At 64.6% G+C, this 17,028-nt stretch carries 16 protein-coding genes; 9 read left to right on the top strand and 7 right to left on the bottom strand.

Translation table 11 applies throughout. The features are described 5' to 3' along the window. The first annotated feature begins 3 nt into the window (after nt 1–3). The 3 genes from AvAM_RS09925 to AvAM_RS09915 all read left to right on the top strand — a co-directional run bounded on the left by AvAM_RS09925 (nt 4) and on the right by AvAM_RS09915 (nt 2,727). Nucleotides 4–1,071: an ABC transporter ATP-binding protein gene (locus AvAM_RS09925; protein WP_137746895.1), complete on the top strand. Its 1,068-nt coding sequence runs from the start codon at nt 4–6 to the stop codon at nt 1,069–1,071. Between the two features lie 229 nt (nt 1,072–1,300). Beyond that, nucleotides 1,301–2,278: a glucokinase gene (gene glk, locus AvAM_RS09920; protein ID WP_137746894.1), complete on the top strand. Its 978-nt coding sequence runs from the start codon at nt 1,301–1,303 to the stop codon at nt 2,276–2,278. After that, nucleotides 2,275–2,727, top strand: a complete 453-nt coding sequence (locus AvAM_RS09915; protein WP_137746893.1) for a VOC family protein — start codon at nt 2,275–2,277, stop codon at nt 2,725–2,727. The genes glk and AvAM_RS09915 overlap by 4 nt, the downstream gene beginning before the upstream one ends. 14 nt (nt 2,728–2,741) lie before the next feature. Here AvAM_RS09915 and AvAM_RS09910 read toward each other — a convergent pair whose 3' ends face one another. Beyond that, nucleotides 2,742–3,197, bottom strand: coding sequence for a hypothetical protein (locus tag AvAM_RS09910; RefSeq protein ID WP_137746892.1), 456 nt, complete (start codon nt 3,195–3,197; stop codon nt 2,742–2,744). A gap of 58 nt (nt 3,198–3,255) precedes the next feature. Then, entirely contained in the window at nt 3,256–4,710 is a 1,455-nt protein-coding gene (zwf, locus tag AvAM_RS09905; protein ID WP_137746891.1) for a glucose-6-phosphate dehydrogenase, read from the bottom strand. Nucleotides 4,711–4,890: 180 nt separating this feature from the next. On the opposite strand from zwf, the gene pgi reads away from it, so the two are divergent. Beyond that, entirely contained in the window at nt 4,891–6,453 is a 1,563-nt protein-coding gene (pgi, locus tag AvAM_RS09900; protein ID WP_137746890.1) for a glucose-6-phosphate isomerase, read from the top strand. A gap of 110 nt (nt 6,454–6,563) precedes the next feature. Beyond that, entirely contained in the window at nt 6,564–7,838 is a 1,275-nt protein-coding gene (locus tag AvAM_RS09895; protein ID WP_137746889.1) for an AGE family epimerase/isomerase, read from the top strand. 135 nt (nt 7,839–7,973) lie between these two features. On the opposite strand, the gene AvAM_RS09890 is transcribed toward AvAM_RS09895, so the two are convergent. Beyond that, nucleotides 7,974–8,660, bottom strand: a complete 687-nt coding sequence (locus AvAM_RS09890; RefSeq protein ID WP_137746888.1) for a TerC family protein — start codon at nt 8,658–8,660, stop codon at nt 7,974–7,976. A gap of 309 nt (nt 8,661–8,969) precedes the next feature. Between AvAM_RS09890 and AvAM_RS09885 the strand changes: the two genes are divergently transcribed. Continuing rightward, nucleotides 8,970–9,401, top strand: a complete 432-nt coding sequence (locus AvAM_RS09885) for a GNAT family N-acetyltransferase (RefSeq protein ID WP_137746887.1) — start codon at nt 8,970–8,972, stop codon at nt 9,399–9,401. A gap of 90 nt (nt 9,402–9,491) precedes the next feature. On the opposite strand, the gene AvAM_RS09880 is transcribed toward AvAM_RS09885, so the two are convergent. Beyond that, nucleotides 9,492–10,421: an SMP-30/gluconolactonase/LRE family protein gene (locus tag AvAM_RS09880; RefSeq protein WP_137746886.1), complete on the bottom strand. Its 930-nt coding sequence runs from the start codon at nt 10,419–10,421 to the stop codon at nt 9,492–9,494. A gap of 99 nt (nt 10,422–10,520) precedes the next feature. On the opposite strand from AvAM_RS09880, the gene edd reads away from it, so the two are divergent. The 3 genes from edd (at nt 10,521) to AvAM_RS09865 (ending at nt 13,630) form a co-directional block, all read left to right on the top strand. Continuing rightward, nucleotides 10,521–12,290, top strand: coding sequence for a phosphogluconate dehydratase (edd, locus tag AvAM_RS09875; RefSeq protein WP_137746885.1), 1,770 nt, complete (start codon nt 10,521–10,523; stop codon nt 12,288–12,290). A 173-nt stretch (nt 12,291–12,463) separates the two neighbouring features. After that, nucleotides 12,464–13,093: a bifunctional 4-hydroxy-2-oxoglutarate aldolase/2-dehydro-3-deoxy-phosphogluconate aldolase gene (gene eda / locus AvAM_RS09870; protein ID WP_137746884.1), complete on the top strand. Its 630-nt coding sequence runs from the start codon at nt 12,464–12,466 to the stop codon at nt 13,091–13,093. Nucleotides 13,094–13,327: 234 nt separating this feature from the next. Next, nucleotides 13,328–13,630: a DUF805 domain-containing protein gene (locus AvAM_RS09865; protein ID WP_137746883.1), complete on the top strand. Its 303-nt coding sequence runs from the start codon at nt 13,328–13,330 to the stop codon at nt 13,628–13,630. A gap of 121 nt (nt 13,631–13,751) precedes the next feature. Here AvAM_RS09865 and AvAM_RS09860 read toward each other — a convergent pair whose 3' ends face one another. The 3 genes from AvAM_RS09860 to AvAM_RS09850 all read right to left on the bottom strand — a co-directional run bounded on the left by AvAM_RS09860 (nt 13,752) and on the right by AvAM_RS09850 (nt 16,943). Further along, a complete protein-coding gene (locus AvAM_RS09860) occupies nt 13,752–14,114 on the bottom strand; it encodes a hypothetical protein (RefSeq protein WP_137747092.1) in 363 nt (120 codons plus the stop codon). A 791-nt stretch (nt 14,115–14,905) separates the two neighbouring features. After that, nucleotides 14,906–16,558, bottom strand: a complete 1,653-nt coding sequence (gene groL, locus AvAM_RS09855) for a chaperonin GroEL (protein ID WP_063460143.1) — start codon at nt 16,556–16,558, stop codon at nt 14,906–14,908. Between the two features lie 94 nt (nt 16,559–16,652). Continuing rightward, entirely contained in the window at nt 16,653–16,943 is a 291-nt protein-coding gene (locus AvAM_RS09850) for a co-chaperone GroES (RefSeq protein WP_137746882.1), read from the bottom strand. Between the last annotated feature and the right edge of the window lie 85 nt (nt 16,944–17,028).

The raw sequence follows: 17,028 nt of genomic DNA, 5'->3' as shown, positions 1-17,028 counted from the left end.
ATCATGGCGTCATCACTCGACATCGCAGGCATCAACAAGCGCTTTGGCAAAGGCGACAAAAGCGTGGAGGTGCTGCGCAAGGTGGACATCCACGTGGCACCGGGCGAATTTTTGATCCTGGTCGGCCCCTCCGGTTGCGGCAAGTCCACGCTGCTCAACATCATTGCGGGGCTGGACGAGCCCACCGAGGGCGAGATCTGCATCGGCGGCAAGAACGTGGTGGGCATGCCTCCGCGCGACCGCGACATCGCCATGGTGTTCCAGAGCTATGCGCTGTATCCCACGTTGAGCGTGGCCGACAACATCGGCTTTGCGCTGGAGATGCGCAAGATGCCCAAGGCCGAGCGCCAAAAGCGCATCGACGAAGTCGCAGCCATGCTGCAGATCAGCCACCTGCTGGACCGCCGCCCCAGCCAGCTCTCCGGCGGCCAGCGCCAGCGCGTGGCCATGGGCCGGGCGCTCGCGCGCCAGCCGCAGCTGTTTTTGTTTGACGAACCTCTGTCCAACCTCGACGCGAAGCTGCGCGTGGAGATGCGCGCCGAGATCAAGCGCCTGCACCAGGCCAGCGGCATCACCAGCGTGTACGTTACGCACGACCAGGTCGAGGCCATGACGCTGGGCTCGCGCATCGCCGTGATGAAGGGCGGCGTGGTGCAGCAATTGGGCACGCCCGACGAGATCTACAACCGCCCGGCCAACACCTACGTGGCCACCTTCATCGGCTCGCCCACCATGAACCTGCTGCGCGGCGCGGTCACCGGGGGGCAGTTTGGCATCCAGGGCGCAGCGTTGAACCTGGCGCCGCCGCCCTCCAGTGCCAACGAGGTGCTGCTGGGCGTGCGCCCCGAGCACCTGGTGATGCAGGAGACCGCCCCCTGGCGCGGCCGGGTCAGCGTGGTCGAGCCCACGGGCCCGGACACCTATGTGATGGTGGACACCGCTGCGGGCAGCGTCACGCTGCGCACCGACGCCCAGACCCGCGTGCAGCCCGGCGAGCATGTGGGCCTGGCGCTGGCGCCTGCGCATGCCCACTGGTTCGATGTGAAATCGGAAGAGCGGCTGGTGGCCTGAGAGAAACGGTGTGATCTTGCGGCGCTGGCGCCGCCACCCGACTTTGGTCTTTGTCGCGGCAAAGATTTGAAGTAAAAACAGGCTTCTGCGCGCGACTGGTATGCCTTTTAAGCTATAAATTATGTAGCATTTGAGGGCCGCAGCCGCTGGCTCTCCCGCTGCCGGGCGGGTGGCGCATGCTGCCTGCCCGGCCCTTCTTCGGACCCTTTGGGATTCTTTTCGTCGATCTATGCACCCGCAGCGCCTTCTTGCCGACATTGGCGGCACCAACATCCGCCTGGCCTGGCAGGCATCGCCCACGGGCCCGCTCAACGACACGCGGGTCTTGCCCTGTGCGCAGTTCCCCACGGTGGACGCCGCGCTGGCCGCTTACCTGCAAGAGGTGGGCGTGCCCACCCCGCGCGAGGCCGCTTTTGGCATTGCCAACCCGGTCACGGGCGACGCCATCCGCATGACCAACCACAGCTGGAGCTTTTCGCAGCGCGCCGTGCGCGAGGCGTTTGGTTTTGAGCGGCTGGTGGTCATCAACGACTTCACCGCGCTCGCACTGGCGCTGCCCCTGCTCACGCCCGAGCAGCTGCGCCCCGTGGGCGGCGGCGCGGCCGTGCCGGGCGCCGCGATTGCGCTGCTGGGCCCAGGCACGGGCCTGGGCGTGTCGGGCCTGGTGTTTCCACCCGGCTCCAGCCTGGGCGTGCCGCTGTCGGGCGAGGGCGGCCACGTCACGCTGGCCGCGCAGACACAGCGCGAATTCGATGTGCTCGCCATCCTGCAAGAGCGCTACGGCCATGTGTCGGCCGAACGCGCTGTGTGTGGCGCCGGGCTGGTGGACCTGTACCACGCGCTGCGCCGGCTGGCCCAGCGCGGCGGCAAGGAAGTCAGCTCGGCCGCGCAGGTGACCGAGCTGGCATTGCAGGCCAACGACCCGCTGGCGCTGGAGGCGCTGGAGCTGTTCTGCGGCTTTCTGGGCAGCGTGGCGGGCAACCTCGCGCTCACGCTCGGCGCGCGCGGCGGTGTCTTCATCGGCGGTGGCATGGTGCCGCGCCTGGGCACCTGGTTCGACCAGTCGCCGTTCCGCGCGCGGTTTGAATCCAAGGGGCGCTTCCAGTCCTACCTGGCCTCCATCCCCTGCTGGGTGATCGACCCCGGCGCCACGCCCGCGCTGCACGGTGCCTCGCGCGCGCTGGACATTGCGGGCTCCGGCGCATGAGCGGCAGCACCCCGGCCACTGCGCCGCTGCCCGCGCTGCGGCCCAGCGGCGTGCACCACGTGGCCATCATCGCCAGCGACTACGCCCGCTCGCGCCGCTTCTACACCGAGGTGCTGGGCCTGCAGGTGGTACACGAGCACTACCGCGCCGAGCGGCAGTCGCACAAGCTCGACCTGCAACTGCCCGATGGCACGCAGGTGGAGCTGTTTTCCTTCCCCCGCCCGCCCGCACGCCCGTCCTACCCTGAGGCCTGCGGCCTGCGCCACCTGGCCCTGCGCGTGGCCGACATGGAGGCGAGCGTGGCCGCCCTGGTGGCGCACGGTGTGGCTGTGGAGCCGGTGCGGGTGGACCCGTTCACTGGCGCTCTGTTCACGTTTTTTGCCGATCCGGATGGGTTGCCGATCGAGCTGGTTGAGGGGCGCGATAGAAAGACCGCTGGAACCGACTGAGCCTCCCGCGCGAATCACAACGCCTGTTTTTTCTCTCTCGTTGTTGACTTGGCTTCTACCGACACTAGCTGCTGGCGCTCGGAGAGGTGAAACGACACTGAGTAACCTCGTGCTGAGGTGCGTTTGAATTGAAGCCAGTAGTCGCAGCGATAGAGGCGGGCATTCACCTCTTCGCAGGTAGATTCCATGAATCTGCTGGTTTCCTTGATTTCTTGCATGCTGGAGCCAACGGGAATCTTGCGCCTGAAGCCAGAGGCAACTCTTTCTGCGTCCAGCTTGTCGAGGTCCACAGAAGCCGGGAAAGATGACCCTTCCGCTTCAATCGACAGGATGCGCACGAACTCCCAGTCTGCAGGCATGCATCCACACGCAGACTTCCAACCTTCAGGACTCAATGGCCCGAAGAAGGCGACCGCCCCGATCAAAGGAATGCTCAGGATGAAGGGTATTAGCTTTCGTTTCGTGAGCATGCCATTGGCGCTGTTTGATTCTGGGGCAGGCGGAGCTTTCAAGGCTACCACCTGTCGATCACATCTCCTCGCTCCAGCAATACCCGTCGCGCGCAATCATCGCGCTGGCTGCACGCGGGCCCCAGCTGCCGGCGGGGTAGGGGCGGGGGCCTGTCGGGTCGTTCTTCCAGTATTGCAAGATGGGCTCTACCCAGCGCCAGGCTTCTTCCTGCTCGTCGCTGCGCACGAACAGGTTCAGGCGGCCGGCAATCACGTCGAGCAGCAGGCGTTCGTAGGCGCCCACGCGTTCGGTGCCAAAGCGCTGGTCAAAGTCCAGGTTCAGGTGCACTTGCGAGAGCGCTGGCTCGGTTTGGTGCTGGGCGGCGCCTTGCGCCATCAGGTGCAGCTCCAGCCCGTCCTTGGGTTGCAGGTTGATCACCAGGCGGTTGGCGGCACCTGCAGGCGTTTTGAAGATGGGGTGGGGCACGGGCCGGAAGTTGATGACGATGTGCGCATCGCGCCCCGCCAGCCGCTTACCCGTGCGGATGTAGAACGGCACACCCGCCCAGCGCCAGTTGCTGATTTCGGTGCGCAGCGCCACAAAGGTTTCGGTGGTGCTGCCGGGGGCCACGCCTTTTTCTTGCGCGTAGCCGGGCACGGGCTGGCCCTGGTGGTTGCCCGCCGCATACTGCCCACGGATCACATGCTGGCCGATGGTCTCCAGCGTCCAGGGCTTGAGCGACTGCAGCACCTTGAGCTTTTCGTCGCGGATGGCGTTGGCGCTGGAGTTGATGGGGGGCTCCATGCCAATCGCGCACAGGAGCTGCAGCGCATGGTTCTGCACCATGTCGCGCATCGCGCCGGTCTGGTCGTAGAACGCGCCGCGCGACTCCACACCCAGCTCTTCGGCAATCGTGATCTGGATGTTGGCAATGGTCTCGCGGCGCCACAGGGGCTCGAACAGCGCGTTGCCAAAGCGCAGCGCAAACAGGTTCTGCACCGAGGGCTTGCCCAGGTAGTGGTCGATGCGGAAGACCTGCTCTTCCTTCAGCACGCGGCGCAGCGTGTCGTTGATGGCGCGGTTGGACTGCAGGTCGTGGCCCAGGGGCTTTTCCAGCACCACGCGGGTGGTGGGGCCGTTCAGGCCCACGGCGGCGATCTGCTCGCACACGTTGGTGAACAGGCTGGGCGCGGTGGCCACATACATCACCACCGAATCTGCACCGCGCGCCTTCAGCGTTTCGGCCAGGCGCTCGTAGTCCTGGGTTTTGGACAGGTCCATGCGCAGGTAGTTCAGCAGGGCTGCAAACCGCGCAAACTCGTCCGGCGTCGGGCGCTTGGCCAGCTCCACGCTGTCGAACCGCGACTGGATCAGGCTGCGGTATTGTTCGTCGCTCAGGTCGTCGCGCGCCACGGCGATGATGCGTCCGCCCTCGGGCAGCGTGCCATGCCGGAATGCCTGAAACAATGCAGGCATGAGCTTGCGCCAGGCAAGGTCGCCGGTGCCGCCGAACAGGACGAGGTCAAAACTCATGGTGTCTCCGTGGTGGGTGTTTCGTTTTGCTGCGTGGAATTGTAATCACGTTACATAAATTTGTAGTCTTCTTTGCTATGTTCCTGCTGCTTGTAACCCAAAAGAATCTTTGAAATTCATTGAATTTCTGTAATCAAGTTACCATTCCGGCGCATTTCCAACCCCAGACGACTGACCTTCATGCCCACCCGTTGCGACCAGACTGCTTCTTGGCCCCTGCTGGCGGCCCACTTTGACGCCCAGGGCCGCAGCCTGGACATGCGCCAGGCCTTTGCGCAGGACGCCCAGCGTTTTGCGCATTTCAGCCAGCAGGCGCCCCACGTGTTTGCCGACCTCTCCAAGAACCTCTGGAGCCGCGAGACCGAAGCCCTGCTGCTGGACCTGGCCCGCGCCTGCGGGGTGGCGCAGCACCGGGATGCGATGTTGGCAGGCGAGGCCATCAACGCCACCGAAAACCGCGCCGTGCTGCACACGCTGCTGCGCCGCCCTGCGGGCGTGGCCCTGCCCGGCGATGTGCCCGAAACCGCGCAGCGCCTGGCCGACGTGCACCACACGCTCGATGCGATGCTGCACTACGCCGAGCAGGTGCGCAGTGATGCCGCCATCACCGATGTGGTGAACATCGGCATCGGCGGGTCGGACCTGGGGCCGCACATGGCGGTGCGCGCGCTGGAAGAGTTCCGCATTCCTGGCAAGCGCTTTCACTTTGTCTCCAACGTGGACGGGCACGAGCTGCACCATGTGCTCAAGGGCCTGCGGCCCGAGAGCACGCTGTTTCTGGTCGCGTCCAAGACCTTCACCACCGCCGAGACCATGACCAATGCGCGCTCGGCCCTCGCGTGGTTTGCTGCCCAGGGCGGGCGCGATGTGGCGCGCCACTTCGCGGCGCTCACCACCAACATCGAGGCTGCCGCGGCCCTCGGCATCACCACCACGTTCGGCTTCTGGGACTGGGTGGGCGGCCGCTATTCGCTGTGGTCGGCCATTGGGTTGCCGATTGCCATTGCGATTGGTGCGCAGGGCTTCCGCGACTTCCTCGCGGGTGCCCATGCCATGGACGAGCATTTCCGCACCGCGCCGCTCGCGCAGAACCTGCCCGTGCGCCTGGGCCTGCTCGATGTCTGGTACCGCAATTTCCACGGCTTTACCAGCCGCTGCATCGCGCCGTACCACGCGGCGCTGGGCCGCTACTCGGCCTATCTGCAGCAGCTGGAGATGGAGAGCAACGGCAAGCGCGTGGCGCAAGACGGCAGTGCACTGGCGTGCGTGACGTCGCCCGTGCTGTGGGGCGAGCCCGGCACCAACGGCCAGCACGCGTTCTTCCAGATGCTGCACCAGGGTGCCGACGTGCTGCCGCTGGAGATCGTGGCCGTGCGCAAGGCCTCGCACCCGCTGCCGGGCCACCAGCAAAAACTGCTGGCCAACGCGCTGGCGCAAACCCAGGCGCTGATGGTGGGCAAGGCCAGCGACGACGGCCACCGGCACTTCCCCGGCAACCGCCCCAGCACGCTGATGCTGCTCGATTCGCTCACCCCCACGTCGCTGGGTGCGCTGATTGCGCTGCAGGAGCACCGCGTGTTTGTGAGCGGCAGCCTGTGGGGCATCAACAGCTTTGACCAGTGGGGCGTGGAGCTGGGCAAGGTGCTGGCCAAGGACATCGAGGCGCGGCTGGAGAGCGGTGATGTGGCGGGGCTGGATGGCTCCACTGCAGGCCTGCTGGGCCTCTTGCGCGACGCGACCTGATCGCCGGAACACCACACGTCTTGGGGCAGCGCTGGCGGCAGACCACGCGCCCCATCGGCAGAAACCGCACGGTTTCCGGCCGATAGCCAATGCATCAGGAGACACCTACCATGCCGATCCCGCCCCTTCCGGACTTCCGCTCCGTTGCCTTTTTGCGCCAGCATCTGCGGGACACCATGGCGTTCTATGACCCCGTGGCCACCGACCCGGGCGGCGGGCAGTACCACTTCTTTCTTGACGATGGCACGGTCTACAACACGCACACCCGCCACCTCGTCAGCGCCACGCGTTTTGTGGTCACACACGCCATGCTCTACCGCACCACGGGTGAGGCGCGTTACCAGGCGGGCATGCGGCATGCGCTCACGTTTCTGCGCACCGCGTTTCTCGACCCTGCCACGGGCGGCTATGCGTGGCTGATCGACTGGCAGGATGGCCGCGCCACCGTGCAAGACGCCACGCGCCACTGCTACGGCATGGCCTTTGTGATGCTGGCCTATGCCCGCGCTTTTGAGGCCGGTGTGCCTGAAGCCCGCGCGTGGCTGGCAGAAGCGTTTGACACCGCTGAACAGCACTTTTGGCAACCCGCCGCTGGCCTGTATGCCGACGAGGCCAGCCCCGCCTGGCAACTGACGGGCTACCGGGGCCAGAACGCCAACATGCACGCCTGCGAGGCCATGATCTCGGCCTTCCGCGCCACGGGCGACCGCCGCTACATCGAGCGTGCGGAACAACTCGCGCAAGGCATTTGCCAGCGGCAAGCCGCGCTGTCGGACCCAGCGCATGCCCCTGCTGCCGAAGGTTGGGTGTGGGAGCACTTCCATGCCGACTGGTCCGTGGACTGGGACTACAACCGCCACGATCGCAGCAACATCTTCCGCCCCTGGGGCTACCAAGTCGGCCACCAGACCGAGTGGGCCAAGCTGCTGCTGCAGCTCGACGCCTTGCTGCCCGCCGACTGGCACCTGCCCTGTGCGCAGCGCCTGTTCGATGCTGCGGTGGAGCGGGGCTGGGACGCCGAACACGGTGGCCTGTACTACGGCATGGCGCCCGACGGCAGCATCTGCGACGACGGCAAATACCACTGGGTGCAGGCCGAAAGCATGGCCGCCGCTGCCGTGCTGGCCCAGCGCACGGGCGATGAACGCTACTGGCAGTGGTACGACCGCATCTGGGCCTATTGCTGGGCGCATTTTGTGGACCACGAACACGGCGCGTGGTTTCGCATCCTGCACCGCGACAACCACAACACCACCCGCGAGAAGAGCAACGCGGGGAAGGTGGACTATCACAACATGGGGGCGTGTTATGACGTGTTGTTGTGGGCGCTGGACGCGCAGGGATTCTTGGGGGAAAGCCGTTTTGTGGCCCCTGGCCACCCTTGAGAACCGGTGACGGTGCTGGCCCGCTTTCGCTGTCAGCACTGCTGCGCCACGCGCCGCAACAACCCTTGAAGAGCCGTTACGGCGGCGCCAGGGCTGCCGTGGTTCCCGTCCCGACGGCGCCTGGCCAGTGCGCGCTCAAGCCGCTGAGTTGCGGGCTGCTCTGGAAGGCCAGAACTTGCCGACCCCCACGACCAGCGCTGCGCCCAAGGCTGCGGCGATGTAGTGCAGCGCAGGGTGTGCCACGGCATAGTCATGCAGCGCTGCGTCGCTGGCGATGGTTTCCCCGCCCACCCATCCAATGAGTGCTGCACCCAGCAGCACGATGACGGGGAAGCGTTCCATCAACTTGATCATCAGCGTGCTGCCGAAGATCACCAGCGGGATGCTGATGGCCAGGCCCAGCACCAGCAGCAAGACGCTGCCTTGCGCCGCAGCAGCCACGGCAATCACGTTGTCCAGGCTCATCACCAGGTCGGCGATCAGGATCGTGCGCACAGCGGCCATCAGGCTGCCATAGGTCTTCGATTCGCCTTCGTCTTCTTCATCGTTGCTGAGCAGCTGGAAGCCGATCCACAGCAGCAGGCATCCGCCCAAAATCTGCAGGAAGGACAGTTGCAGCAATTTGGCTGCAACAACAGTGAGCGCAATGCGCAGCACGACGGCCGCGCCCGAGCCCCAGAAAACTGCCTTGCGCTGCTGGTGCGGCGGAAGCGAGCGGGCCGCCAAGGCAATGACCACGGCGTTGTCGCCGGAAAGAATGATGTTGATCCAGACGATCTTCACCAGGCCGATCCAGAAATCGGCACTTTGAACAAACTCCATACTGAACTCCACTGTTATGAATGCAAGAAGCGCCCGGAACAGGGTTCCGAGCGCTTCTCTTTTTATGGGAGTGGCCAGTCTACTGAACGGCGTAGCGCTCGGCGTCCGTAATTGTGCTTACGGTGGGCATTTTGCAGCCGGGGCCGGTCGCGTGGTTTGGCATCCTGCGCCGCGACAACCGCAACACCACCTGCGAGAAGGGCAATGCGGGGGCCGTCACAACATAGGGGCGTGTTGTGACGCGTTGGGTGTGGTGGTGTGTGAGCAAGAATGATGGCTATCGGTCAATTTCGGACAAGGGAGTCACAAGTGTCAATCGAATGGAAACACTCTACGGATGGGATCGACTGGGAAGAACTTTCTGCTCTTTATCGAGCCGCGCCTCTGGGTGAGAAGAGCCCGCTTCATCTGCAGAAGGTCTTCTCGAACAGCATGTTCAAGTGTTTCGTCTACGAGAATGCAAAGCTGGTAGCGGTGGGGCGTGCGCTCGCAGATGGTGCAGATTGCTCGTACATCTGCGACATTGCGGTATCGCCCAGTCATCAGGGGACTGGCCTTGGCAAACAGGTTGTCAGCAACTTGATGGAAATGTCATGCGGACACAAGAAAATCATCTTGTATGCAGTCCCTGGCAAAGAGCCTTTCTATAGGAAGTTCGGCTTCTTGCGAATGAAGACTGCCATGGCTGTTTTTGAGAATCAGAAGCAGCAAGTTGAAAGGGGCTACCTCAGTGAAGCCTAGCTCTCCTGTCGTCAGAGTAAGCGTGGGTAGTAGGTGCCGACCTTCAGAGAGGTCAAACGTCTGCAATGTCTCTTGAGCTGCCCAGCGTCCTCAGTACGTGAAGAGATTCACTTGTAGTCCAGCAGTCTCCACCCGCACGCTGAACAGCGACCCCGCAGGAATGTCTGCCTGCTGCTCCTCCACCGGCCTCCCCGCCCGTGCCGACGTGATGAACAGCGTCCGCAAATCCTCCCCTCCAAAACACACCATGGTCGGGCACTGCACCGGCACGGCGATGCGCTGCAGCACCTCACCCGCTGGCGAGAGCTGCAACACACAAGCCCCCTCGTACATCGCCACCCAGTAGTTCCCCTCCACATCCACTGCCGCGCCATCGGGCCGGCCACCGTAGGGCTGGCCTTCCACCTTGCGGTCGAACTGCACCCAGGGGCGGCGATTGGTGATTTCGCCTGTGGCCGCATCGAACTCGAATTGATCGATGCGGTGCTCTGGCGTGTTAGACCAGTACAGCGTGCGGTTGTCGGGGCTGAAGGCCAGGCCGTTGGCGGTGAAGTTGTCGCCTGCCATGTGGCGCACGCTGTAGCCAGTGGCGCTGCTGGCATCGGCCTGCAGGCACCACAGCGCGGCATGGGGCGCAGTGCGGGGCGTGATGACCGAGCCCGCCCAGAACCGGCCTGCGGTGTCGCAACGCCCGTCATTCAGGCGCAGCACAGCGGTGTCGTGCTGCTCGTGCGGCAGCAGGGCCAGGCAGGTAAGGGCGGTGGGGTCTGCGCTGTCCTTGGCCGTGTCCAGAAGATAGAAACCGTTTCGTAACCCGATTACCAATCGTCCATCCGCCGCTGGCGCGCAGCAGCCGGGCTCGCTGGGCACGCGCCATTGGCGATGCTGGCCGGTACTGGGGCTCCACGCATGCACTGCAAAACCCTGAATATCGCACCAGTAGAGCTGCTGCTCCTCGGGGTGCCAGAAGGGGGATTCGCCCAGTTCGGACGGCGGCAAGGGCAAGGTTTGCAGGGACATGGGTTGAAGTGGGATGGTTATCGAGTTACATTCTAGGGCCTCAGATACTGAGCCCCGGCACCATGCACGGGGCCGAGCCACCCACCGATGGAGACTTCCATGCATCCAGTTGTAGCGCGCGTCACCGAGCGCATTGTCCAGCGCAGCGCAGACACGCGCGGCGCATACCTTGCTGGCATCGACGCCATGATCGCCCGCAAGCCCGCACAAGACCGCATGGGCTGCGCCAACCTGGCCCATGCCTACGCGGCGCTGCCGGGCTCGGACAAGTTCAAGGTCACGGTCGAGAAGGCCCCCAACATCGGCATCGTCACGGCCTACAACGACATGCTCTCGGCCCATCAGCCGTACCAGGGCTACCCCGCCGTTTTGCGCGACGAAGCCGCCCAGCTTGGCGCCACGGTGCAAGTGGCGGGCGGTGTGCCTGCGATGTGCGACGGTGTGACGCAGGGCACGCCCGGCATGGAGTTGTCGCTGTTCTCCCGCGATGCCATTGCCATGGCCACGGCGGTAGCGCTGTCCCACGATGTGTTTGACGGTGCGCTGCTGCTGGGCGTGTGCGACAAGATCGTGCCGGGCCTGCTGATCGGCGCGCTGCACTACGGCCACTTGCCCTGCGTGTTTGTGCCCGCAGGCCCCATGGGCACGGGCCTGTCGAACAAAGACAAAGCCAAGGTGCGCGAGCAGTACGCACAAGGCCTGGTGGGCCGCGACGAGCTGCTCAAGGCCGAATCGGCCGCGTACCACAGCCCAGGCACCTGCACGTTTTATGGCACGGCCAACAGCAACCAGATGCTGCTGGAAGCCATGGGCCTGCATGTGCCCGGCGCAGCGTTCGAGTCGCCCGGCACTGAGGCGCGCGAGGCCTTCACCCGCCAGGCGATGCGCACCGTGCTCGACATCGGCAAGCGCAGCAAGCGCTTCACGCCCATCGGCAAGCTGGTGGACGAGCGCTGCATCGTCAACGCCATGGTGGCCCTGCTGGCCACGGGCGGCTCCACCAACCACCTGATCCACTGGGTGGCGATTGCGCGCAGCGCGGGCATCTTGATCGACTGGACGGACTTTGACGAACTCTCGTCCGCCGTGCCGCTGCTGGCCCGCGTGTACCCCAATGGCGATGCCGATGTGAACCAGTTCCAGGCCGCAGGCGGCCCGCCCTGGATCCTGCGCGAGCTGCTGGCGGGCGGCTTCATGCACCCCGATGTGATGAGTGTGAACGCGGGCGGCATTGCCGATGGCGGCAAGAGCGCACCGGCCGTGTCGGGCGACACCTCGGTGCTGCGGCCCGTGAGCGCGCCGTTCTCGCCCACGGGTGGCCTGCGCCTGCTGCAAGGCCGCCTGGGCCGCGCGGTGATCAAGGTGTCGGCCGTACCCGAAGACCGCCACATCATCGAAGCTCCCGCCCGCGTGTTCGATTCGCAAGAGGCGTTGCTCGCCGCTTTCAGCGCGGGCGAGGTGAACCAGGACATGGTGGCCGTGGTGCGCTTTCAGGGCCCGCAGGCCAATGGCATGCCCGAGCTGCACAAGCTCACGCCCCCGCTGGCGGTGCTGCAGAACCAGGGCTTCAAAGTGGCGCTGGTGACCGACGGCCGCATGAGCGGCGCATCGGGCAAGGTGCCCGCCGCGATCCACGTCACGCCCGAGGCGCTGGCCGGTGGCCCGCTGGCCAAGGTGCGCGATGGCGACATCGTGCGGGTCGATGCGGTAGCGGGCACGCTCGATGTGCTGGTCGATGAAGCCACCTGGGCGGCACGCACACCAGCGCCGTACAGCGCCCCATCCCAAACCGGCTTTGGCCGCGAACTCTTCACCAACTTCCGCCGCCACGCGGGTGGCGCCGAGCAAGGCGCCTGCACCTGGCTGTAGCAGGATGCACCCCCTGAGTCGCTGCGCGCCTTCCCCCTCTCTCGCTGCGCGGGAGGGGGACGCACCCGGTGGCCTGGCGAAGCCAGTTCCACGGGTGCACTGGCATCGCGTAGCGCCCGTTTTGTAGGCCGCTTGCGGCATCCGACATCGAACACACCAAGGAGCACCAACCCATGAACCCTCTCGACATCGCCAGCCACGGCCCTGTGATCCCTGTCATCGTGATTGACCGCGTGGAAGACGCGCTGCCCCTGGCCGAGGCCCTGCTGGCCGGTGGCGTGAAGGTGCTGGAGGTGACGCTGCGCACCGCTGCCGGTCTGCCCGCCATCGAAACCATCGCCCGCCATCTGCCCGAAGCCGTCGTGGGCGTGGGCACGGTGCTCAACGCCGATGACGCCCGCCGCGCGAGCGAAGCCGGTGCGCGTTTTGCTGTGAGCCCTGGCTACACGTCGGAAGTGGGCAGTGCCTGCAAGGGCCTGAACCTGCCACTGCTGCCCGGGGTGGCCACGTCGAGCGAGATCATGGCGGCGCTGGCCGATGGGTTCTCGTTCCTCAAGCTGTTCCCGGCCGAGGCCGTGGGCGGCATCCCGCTGCTCAAGTCCTGGGCCAGCCCGTTTGGCCAGGTGAGCTTTTGCCCCACCGGCGGCATCACCAACGCCACTGCCCCCAACTACCTGGCACTGCCCAATGTGCGCTGCGTGGGCGGCTCGTGGCTCACGCCCACCGACGCGGTGCGTGCGGGCGACTGGGCACGCATCACCGAGCTGGCACGCGCCACGCAGTCGCTGCGCACAGCGGGTTGATACCGAAAAATATAGTCAAAATGGCCGCTGCCGCCTGATAGGTAAGCCTTTTTAGCTATAGAAATAGTAGTGAATGGCTGCGGATGCGCCGCAGGCCGCCAGCGCTGCCAAGAGCAGCCAGGCGGCGCCAGGCAGTTTCCTTCAGGCTCTGACGCGGAGCGCCCCTATCATGGCGCGGGGGGCTGTGCCCCCACATCGCTGGTTTGCTTTTTCAACCAAGAGAGGGAGTTCACTATGGATTTTGTTTCGGCTGTCAAAAGCTGCTTTGCGCAGTACGCAGGGTTTTCGGGCCGCGCGCCCCGTTCGGAGTTCTGGTGGTTTGCCTTGTTCCAGCTGGGCGTGTTGGTGATTGCCACCCTGGTGAGCCAAGTGCTTTATGGCATTGCTGCGCTGGCGCTGCTGCTCCCAGCACTGGCCGTGGGTGCGCGCCGCTTGCATGACATCGGGCGCTCGGGCTGGTGGCAGCTGCTGTCGCTCACCGGCATCGGCTCGCTGGTCTTGATCTACTGGTGGGTGCAGCCCAGCGGCGACGATTGAACCCCGCTGCGCAGGCGCCCGCGCCCTCAGCGCAGAGCTGCCCAAAGAAACAAAGCCCGCAGGCCATGAGGTCTGCGGGCTTTTTTGTGGCGGGTCGGAGGCGCGGCGGGCCGCGCGGGCTTCAGACCTTGAGCGAGCGCTCGATGTCCGTGAGCTTGTAGCGCGCCAGGGCGAGGTTGCCCTTGGCCTTGTCGAGCACCAGGTACAGGAACAGGCCCAGGTTGTTGGGCACCAGGCGGATCAGGTGGTACTGGTCGCCCAGGGTGATGAGGATGTCCTCGATGCCGCGGCGCAGGCCCAGCATCTCCATGGTCTTGAGCTTGGCCCTGACCACTTCGGTGTTGCCGGCGGCCGCCAAGTCCAGGTCCAGGCCACCGCCTGCCTGCGCCAGGCACATGCCGCTGCGGTAGTCCACCAGCGCCACCGCTTGCGCGCCGTCGATGGTCATTGCGGCATCCATACATTGCTTCAGGTTGGAACTCATATCGTCGGTCTGCAAAAGGTTGTGGGTGTGTTGGAGGGCCAGTTCATCCATGGCGCTGAGCTTGCCCAGCTGCTCCATCAGGATGAACCACAGGGTCTGGGGGCTGCTGTCGGGCAGTTGGTAGACATGGGTGCGCGCCATCTGTGCAGGTGGCGCAGACTTGAAGATGGACTCCTCCATGAGCGCGTTGGGCATCAGGAAGGCCCAGACCACGGCGGGGTTCTGGGGGGCCAGCCACTCCAGCGTGGCGCGCACCAGGTTCACCGAGCCCGGGCCCACCAGCAAGATCACGGCGGCGCTTGCGGGCGAGGGCAGCCGCAGCTCCTTGGCGCTGGCGGGGCGCAGCCAGTCGATCATGGGCGCCACGCTGGCGTCGGCCAGCGGCACCTGCAGCCAGGGCCCGGGGCCAGACGCATTGGCCACCCCCAGCTGCGCCAGGGCATGCAGGCCCAGCCGGGCGGTCAGGTCAAGAACGGTGACGGTGGGAGGGGTGAACGCCATGGTCGTGGAGGGGGAGGGGGGCTCCGAGACGCGGCGCTGCAAGGAAGATCGCCAGCGAATCCACGCAGAGGGGGACGGAACGCTAAAAATTGTATCGAAATATAACTAATTGGGTGTTCCACGCTGAATGGCGTATTCAGTATGAGGACCTATGAATTGTTGATATTTGTTAACTGCTGATATCGCATATAGGCGGGTGAATGCGGTTTGCTTCCGCCATGAAAAAAGCCCGCAGGCCGTGGGGCCTGCGGGCTTGGTGGTGCGGAGCCAGGGGCTCAGCAGCCGGGCAATTACATGCCCATGCCGCCCATGCCACCCATGCCGCCCATGTCGGGCATGCCGCCGCCGGCACCGGCTTCTTCCTTCGGAGCCTCAGCCACCATGGCTTCGGTCGTCAGCAGCAGCGATGCCACGGAAGCAGCGTTCTGCAGGGCCGTGCGGGTGACCTTCGTGGGGTCCAGGATGCCCAGTTCGAGCATGTCGCCGTACGTGTCGTTCGATGCGTTGAAGCCGTAGTTGCCCTTGCCGGCCAGCACAGCGTTCACCACCACCGAGGCTTCGCCACCGGCGTTGTTCACGATTTCGCGCAGAGGCGCTTCGATGGCCTTCAGCACCAGCTTGATACCGGCTTCTTGGTCGGCGTTGTCGCCCTTGACCGAGTCGCCCACAGCTTGCTTGGCACGCAGCAGAGCCACGCCACCACCGGCCACAACGCCTTCTTCCACAGCTGCACGGGTAGCGTGCAGTGCGTCTTCCACGCGGGCCTTCTTTTCCTTCATTTCGACTTCGGTGGCAGCGCCGACCTTGATCACGGCCACGCCGCCAGCCAGCTTGGCCACGCGCTCTTGCAGCTTTTCGCGGTCGTAGTCGGACGTGGCTTCTTCGATCTGTACGCGCACTTGCTTGACGCGGGCTTCGATGTCAGCGGCAGCGCCAGCGCCGTCGATGATGATGGTGTTTTCCTTGCCCACTTCGATGCGCTTGGCTTGGCCCAGGTCGGCCAGCGTGACCTTTTCCAGGGTCAGGCCCACTTCTTCAGCGATGACCTTGCCGCCCGTCAGGATGGCGATGTCTTCCAGCATGGCCTTGCGGCGGTCGCCGAAGCCAGGAGCCTTGACAGCCACAACCTTCAGGATGCCGCGGATCGTGTTGACCACCAGCGTAGCCAGGGCTTCGCCGTCAACTTCTTCGGCAATGATCAGCAGGGGACGGCCAGCCTTGGCGACTTGTTCCAGCGTAGGCAGCAGGTCGCGGATGTTGCTGATCTTCTTGTCGAACAGCAGCACGAAGGGGTTGTCCAGAATGGCGGATTGCTTTTCTGGGTTGTTGATGAAGTAGGGCGACAGGTAGCCGCGGTCGAACTGCATGCCTTCCACGACGTCCAGTTCGCTGTCCAGCGACTTGCCGTCTTCCACGGTGATCACGCCTTCCTTGCCGACCTTGTCCATGGCGTCAGCGATCAGCTTGCCGATGGTTTCGTCGGAGTTGGCGGAGATCGAACCCACTTGGGCGATTTCCTTGGAGGTGGTGGTGGGCTTGGAAGCCTTCTTCAGCTCGATCACCAGGGCTGCCACAGCCTTGTCGATACCGCGCTTCAGGTCCATCGGGTTGATGCCAGCGGCCACGTACTTGAAGCCTTCGCGCACGATGGCTTGTGCCAGCACGGTGGCGGTGGTGGTGCCGTCACCAGCGTTGTCGCTGGTCTTGGAGGCCACTTCCTTCACGAGCTGGGCGCCCATGTTTTGCAGCTTGTCCTTGAGTTCGATTTCCTTGGCCACGGACACGCCGTCCTTGGTCACGGTAGGGGCGCCGAACGAGCGCTCCAGCACCACATTGCGACCCTTGGGGCCCAGCGTGACCTTGACCGCGTTGGCCAGGATGTTCACGCCTTCAACCATGCGAGCGCGGGCTTCGCCGCCGAAAACTACGTCTTTTGCTGCCATGTTTGGCTCCTAAAATTTGATTCAAATTGGCTGCTTGCGCCTATCCAGTAAGCGCTAGCAGCTATGAAAAAGTGAGTAAACGAGGGAGAAGGGATTACTTCTCGACCACGGCGAACAGGTCGTCTTCCTTCATGACCAGCAGCTCGTCGCCCTTGACCTTGACGGTCTGGCCCGAGTACTTGCCGAACAGAACGCGGTCGCCGACCTTCACGTTCAGGGCAACCACTTCGCCCTTGTCGTTCTTCTTGCCAGGGCCCACGGCCAGCACTTCACCTTGATCAGGCTTTTCAGCAGCGTTGTCGGGGATCACGATGCCGGAGGCGGTCGTGGTTTCGCTTTCAATACGCTTGACGATCACGCGATCGTGCAGAGGGCGAAGGTTCATTGCAATGCTCCTGTTTTCAGTAAAAAAGCTGACGTACTCAGCGCCTGGATGCCCAGGCGCTACCAAACTTCCGGCAGGCGGGGCG

It is taken from the genome of Acidovorax sp. NB1, assembly GCF_005405905.1.
GTDB lineage: Bacteria > Pseudomonadota > Gammaproteobacteria > Burkholderiales > Burkholderiaceae_C > Acidovorax.
Note: the sequence above shows the minus strand (reverse complement) of the source record. Positions and strands in the feature narration are given on the sequence as shown.